The organism is Citrobacter sp. Cpo109 (assembly GCF_030332565.1).
In the GTDB taxonomy this organism is placed as follows: Bacteria; Pseudomonadota; Gammaproteobacteria; order Enterobacterales; family Enterobacteriaceae; genus Citrobacter; species Citrobacter portucalensis.
The window spans coordinates 1-5,888 of record NZ_JAOWHQ010000054.1 but is presented as its reverse complement, the minus strand read 5'-3'; the positions used below and the strand labels follow the sequence as shown (position 1 = coordinate 5,888).

The window sequence follows — 5,888 nt, the reverse complement described above, 5'->3', positions numbered from 1 at the left end:
TGACCTGCCCCCACGATTAGATACAACACTCAGTTAGTAACGTCGGAATCTTCATTCTCAGAATGACCCTTTCTCCAGCCCGCTGCAAATTCAGACGGTGTCTGATAATTCAGCGTGGAGTGCGGGCGGCATTCGTTATAATCCTGCCGCCAGTCATTAATAATTTTCCTGGCATGAACGATATCGCTGAACCAGTGCTCATTCAAACATTCATCGCGAAATCGTCCGTTAAAGCTCTCAATAAATCCGTTCTGCGTTGGCTTGCCCGGCTGGATTAAGCGCAACTCAACACCATGCTCAAAGGCCCATTGATCCAGTGCACGGCAAGTGAACTCCGGCCCCTGGTCAGTTCTTATCGTCGCCGGATAGCCTCGAAACAGTGCAATGCTGTCCAGAATACGCGTGACCTGAACGCCTGAAATCCCAAAGGCAACAGTGACCGTCAGGCATTCCTTTGTGAAATCATCGACGCAGGTAAGACACTTGATCCTGCGACCGGTGGAAAGTGCGTCCATGACGAAATCCATCGACCAGGTCAGATTGGGCGCCGCCGGACGGAGCAGCGGCAGACGTTCTGTTGCCAGCCCTTTACGACGTCTTCTGCGTTTTACGCCCAGGCCACTGAGGTGATAAAGCCGGTACACGCGCTTATGATTAACATGAAGCCCTTCACGGCGCAGCAACTGCCAAATACGACGGTAGCCAAAACGCCTGCGCTCCAGTGCCAGCTCAATGATGCGCCCTGATAAATGCGCATCAGCAGCCGGACGGTGAGCCTCATAGCGGCAGGTCGACAGGGATAAACCTGTAAGCCTGCAGGCACGACGTTGCGACAGACCGGTCGCATCACACATCAACATCACGGTTTCCCGCTTCTGGTCTGTCGTCAGTACTTTCGCCCAAGAGCCACCTGAAGCGCCTCTTTATCCAGCATGGCTTCGGCAAGCAGCTTCTTGAGTCTGGTGTTCTCTTCCTCAAGCGACTTCAGGCGCTTAACTTCAGGCACCTCCATACCGCCATACTTCTTACGCCAGGTGTAAAACGTGGCATCGGAAATGGCATGCTTGCGGCAGAGTTCACGGGCGGGTACCCCAGCTTCGGCTTCGCGGAGAATACTGATGATCTGTTCGTCGGAAAAACGCTTCTTCATGGGGATGTCCTCATGTGGCTTATGAAGACATTACTAACATCGGGGTGTACTAATCAACGGGGAGCAGGTCAATCAGACGTTAGTAAGTCATTCTCAATATTGCTCTAATCAAAGTGAATCCCCAGATCTGATGCAATTTATGCAAATCAAATGCTCCAGAAGACGGCTGGCAGACTATCAACAGGATATCTGTATGGCCACTCTTGCACTCTGCATTCCGATTGACGCCGCATCGTAAGTTGAAGTTTGCTAATCTTTGAGATGTAGTACCCTCTATACAGTGCGGATTTTAATTAATGGAATAAATGATTATGAGTGAAAATGATACAATCCAAAAGAAGTCTAAAAGCCAGATTAACAAAGCGGTATTCTTTACATCTGCTTTGTTAATTTTCCTTCTTGTCGCCTTTGCCGCTGTATTCCCGGATGTCGCCGACAAAAATTTTAAACTACTTCAGCAACAAATCTTCACGAATGCCAGCTGGTTCTACATCCTTGCAGTGGCCCTGATTCTACTGAGTGTCTCGTTCCTGGGACTCTCACGCTACGGTGATATCAAACTGGGTCCGGACCATGCGCAGCCTGATTTTAGCTATCACTCCTGGTTTGCGATGCTTTTCTCGGCAGGGATGGGGATCGGCCTGATGTTCTTTGGCGTTGCTGAACCTGTGATGCATTATCTTTCACCTCCTGTCGGCACTCCAGAGACCGTTGCGGCAGCGAAGGAAGCAATGCGCCTGACGTTCTTCCACTGGGGCCTGCACGCATGGGCAATCTATGCCATTGTGGCACTGATCCTGGCCTTTTTCAGTTACCGTCACGGTCTGCCTTTAACGCTGCGTTCCGCACTTTATCCCATTATTGGCGAGCGCATATACGGACCTGTAGGCCATGCGGTTGATATTTTCGCCGTTATTGGCACCGTCTTTGGCGTTGCGACATCGCTGGGGTACGGTGTTTTGCAGGTGAATGCTGGTTTGAATCATCTTTTCGGGGTGCCTATTAATGAAACGGTGCAGGTGATTCTAATCGTTGTCATCACTGGTTTAGCGACGATTTCGGTGGTGTCCGGCCTGGACAAGGGAATACGTATACTGTCTGAGCTCAACCTGGGCCTGGCAGTGCTGCTGCTGGCGCTGGTCCTGTGTCTGGGACCAACCGTGCTTCTGCTGAAGTCATTTGTGGAAAATACGGGCGGTTATCTTTCTGAACTGGTGAGTAAAACTTTTAACCTTTATGCGTATGAACCTAAGTCGAGCAACTGGCTGGGGGGCTGGACATTACTGTACTGGGGATGGTGGCTTTCATGGTCGCCGTTTGTGGGGATGTTCATCGCAAGAGTCTCGCGCGGTCGAACCATTCGCGAGTTTGTCACCGGCGTGCTGTTTGTTCCCGCCGGCTTCACGCTCATGTGGATGACGGTGTTTGGTAACAGCGCAATCTATCTCATTATGCACCAGGGGGCGGCTGATCTCGCCAATACCGTTCAGCAGGATGTCGCGCTGGCCCTGTTTAATTTCCTGGAGCATTTCCCGTTTTCTTCCGTGCTGTCATTTATTGCAATGGCGATGGTCATTGTCTTCTTTGTCACCTCGGCTGACTCCGGGGCAATGGTTGTTGATACGCTGGCATCGGGTGGCGTCGCTAACACGCCTGTATGGCAGCGAATTTTCTGGGCCTCGCTCATGGGGATTGTGGCAATCGCACTGCTGATTGCGGGGGGACTGAGCGCGCTGCAAACCGTGACAATAGCGAGCGCATTACCTTTCTCAGTGATTTTACTGATATCCATATACGGATTATTAAAAGCCCTGCGTCGGGATTTGACCAAGCGTGAAAGCCTGAGCATGGCGACTATTGCTCCGACTGCAGCGCGTAACCCGATTCCATGGCAGAGACGCTTGCGCAATATCGCTTATCTGCCAAAGCGCTCTCTTGTGAAACGCTTTATGGGCGACGTTATCCAGCCCGCCATGACGCTGGTTCAGGAAGAACTGAATAAACAGGGAACGATAAGCCATATAAGTGATACTGATGACGAACGAATTCGGCTTGAAGTCGATTTGGGCAATGAGCTGAACTTTATTTATGAAGTGAGACTTCGTGGCTATAACTCACCGGCTTTCGCCATGGCTGCAATGGACAATGACGAGCAGCAGGCTGAGCAACATCGATATTATCGCGCTGAGGTCTATCTGAAAGAAGGCGGTCAAAACTATGATGTGATGGGCTGGAATCAGGAACAGCTGATTAATGACATACTGGACCAGTACGAAAAACACCTGCACTTCCTGCACCTCGTTCGTTAATACAAAAATGCCGTCCTGCCGGGCGGCATTTATTTTCCCGAACTTAATACAAGGATATGCTGAATGATTTCACGCTGGCAATGGATTCTCAGGCAGACACTTAAAAAGCTATGGTTCAGGGCAACGTTATTCGCAATGGTAGCAATAATAACGGCCCTTTTATCTATTCTTTTTAGATCAATGATCCCAGAGTCAGTATCAGTGAAGGTTGGTGCGGAAGCAGTTGATAATATTCTGAACATACTGGCATCGAGTATGCTGGCGGTGACCACATTTTCACTGAGTATCATGGTCACCGCTTACGGTTCAGCCACTACTAATGTGACGCCCAGAGCCACGCGTTTAGTTGTAGAAGACGTAACCACACAAAATGTACTGGCCACTTTTATCGGTTCTTTTCTCTTCAGCCTGGTAGGGATTATTGCCCTCAATATGGGAGCCTACGGAGAAAGGGGTAGAGTCATTTTATTCATTGTAACACTGGTTGTCATTGCCTTAATAATCATCACATTGCTTCGCTGGATACAGCATTTGACCTCTCTGGGCAGGGTAGGTGAGACAACAGCAAAAGTAGAACAGGCGGCGATCGAGACATTTATTGCGAGAGCAAAAAGTCCATGTCTTGGCGGATATCCATGGCTTGAGAACAATGAACAACCAAAAGGAACTGTTGCCGTATATCCGGAGAAAATTGGCTATGTTGAATATATTGACATGGTCAAGCTCGGCAGTCTGCTGAGCAATGATCCTCGTCATGTATATCTTGTGGCGCAGCCAGGCAGTTTCATACATCCATCGATGCCAGTTTTGTACCTGAGTTCTGGTCAGGAGTCATCAATCTGTACCGATTTACTTGAAACGATCATTGTCTCGGATGTGCGTTCATTTGCTCAGGATCCCCGATTCTGTCTCAGCGTCATGGCCGAAATAGCCTGCAGGGCCCTTTCGCCCGCAGTAAACGATCCCGGTACTGCGATTGATGTCATTGGCAGAGGTGTTCGAATACTCTCCGCTTACGCGCAGAATAAAATAGATGAAACTGAAGTGATATATCCTTCAGTACATGTTGCGCCACTTCAGATCAAAGACCTACTGGAAGACTTTTTCTTACCTGTTGCACGTGATGGTGCGAGTATGAGGGAGATTCAGATAAGAGTCCTTAAAGGACTGTCTATGCTGAGTAAGGGTTGGCCTGGGATGTTTGCTGAAGCCGCACATATACTGGCATCTGAAACATTAGAGCATGCAACTCGTACTGGTCATATAGCCCATGACGAATATCTTATAAAATCAATTTATTATAATTTATTCAGTGGCGAAAATCCTAATAAAAAACCATAGTTGCGGGACAAAGGATTTGTCCTCTGGCAAGGGCTTTGTTGAATAAATCAGATTTCGGGTAAGTCTCCCCCGTAGCGGGTTGTGTTTTCAGGCAATACGCACGCTTTCAGGCATACCTGCTTTCGTCATTTTGTTCAGCGCTCGTACCAGGGCCATAGCCTCCGCAACCTGACCATCGTAGTCACGCAGCGTCAGTGAACCCCCGAACAGCTGTTTTACCCGGTACATCGCCGTTTCCGCTATCGAGCGACGGTTGTAATCTGTTGTCCATTTCCACCGCGCATTACTCCCGGTCATTCGCTGATTAGCCACTGCACGGTTACGGTCTGCATATTCACCGGGCCAGTAACCCGCACCTTTTCGGGGAGGGATAAGCGCGCTGATTTTCTTACGCCGCAGTTCATCGTGACAGAGCCGGGTGTCGTAAGCGCCGTCTGCCGATGCTGCCCTGATTTTTCTGTGAGTCTGCCGGATAAGACCCGGGAAGGCTTCTGAGTCCGTCACATTGTTCAGCGACAGGTCTGCACAGATGATTTCATGTGTGTTGCTGTCAACTGCCAGATGCAACTTTCGCCATATACGACGGCGTTCTTTGCCGTGTTTTTTGACTTTCCATTCGCCTTCACCAAAGACCTTCAGCCCGGTGGAATCAATCACCAGATGCGCGATTTCACCCCGGGTGAACGTTTTGAAACTGACATTAACCGACTTTGCGCGCTTGCTGACACTGGTGTAATTCGGGCAGCGCAACGGAACATTCATCAGTGTAAAAATGGAATCAATAAAACCCTGTGCAGCCCGCAGGGTCAACCTGAACACGCGTTTAATGACCAGAACGGTGGTGATGGCGAGATCAGAATAGCGCTGAGGTCTTCCCCGTGATGAAGGCGTTGTCGACTCATACCAGGCCTGAATAGCTTCATCATCCAGCCAGAAAGTTATGGAGCCACGGTTGATGAGGGCTTTATTGTAGGTGGGCCAGTTGGTGATTTTGAACTTTTGCTTTGCCACGGAACGGTCTGCGTTGTCGGGAAGATGCGTGATCTGATCCTTCAACTCAGCAAAAGTTCGATTTATTCAACAAAGCC

The 5,888-nt window shown here is 49.5% G+C and carries 4 protein-coding genes; 2 read left to right on the top strand and 2 right to left on the bottom strand.

Annotation, left to right across the window (positions count from 1 at the left end; genetic code table 11):
- Positions 1–29: 29 nt before the first annotated feature.
- Positions 30–1,150 (bottom strand): IS3-like element ISSen4 family transposase gene (locus tag OGY71_RS08245; RefSeq protein ID WP_136754148.1). Its coding sequence is split into 2 segments (ribosomal slippage): positions 30–892 and positions 892–1,150, totalling 1,122 coding nucleotides; the frame shifts between segments, so codons are not numbered across the junction.
- A 311-nt stretch (positions 1,151–1,461) separates the two neighbouring features.
- Between OGY71_RS08245 and OGY71_RS08240 the strand changes: the two genes are divergently transcribed.
- Both OGY71_RS08240 and OGY71_RS08235 read left to right on the top strand, forming a co-directional pair.
- Complete coding sequence (locus OGY71_RS08240) at positions 1,462–3,459, top strand: BCCT family transporter (RefSeq protein ID WP_191233111.1); 1,998 nt, start codon at positions 1,462–1,464, stop codon at positions 3,457–3,459.
- Between the two features lie 63 nt (positions 3,460–3,522).
- Positions 3,523–4,800 (top strand): DUF2254 domain-containing protein, encoded by a 1,278-nt coding sequence (locus tag OGY71_RS08235; RefSeq protein ID WP_045890830.1) that lies wholly within the window; start codon positions 3,523–3,525, stop codon positions 4,798–4,800.
- Between the two features lie 87 nt (positions 4,801–4,887).
- Here the strand turns inward: OGY71_RS08235 and OGY71_RS08230 are convergent, their stop codons facing one another.
- Positions 4,888–5,856: an IS5 family transposase gene (locus OGY71_RS08230; RefSeq protein WP_077483231.1), complete on the bottom strand. Its 969-nt coding sequence runs from the start codon at positions 5,854–5,856 to the stop codon at positions 4,888–4,890.
- Positions 5,857–5,888: the final 32 nt, after the last annotated feature.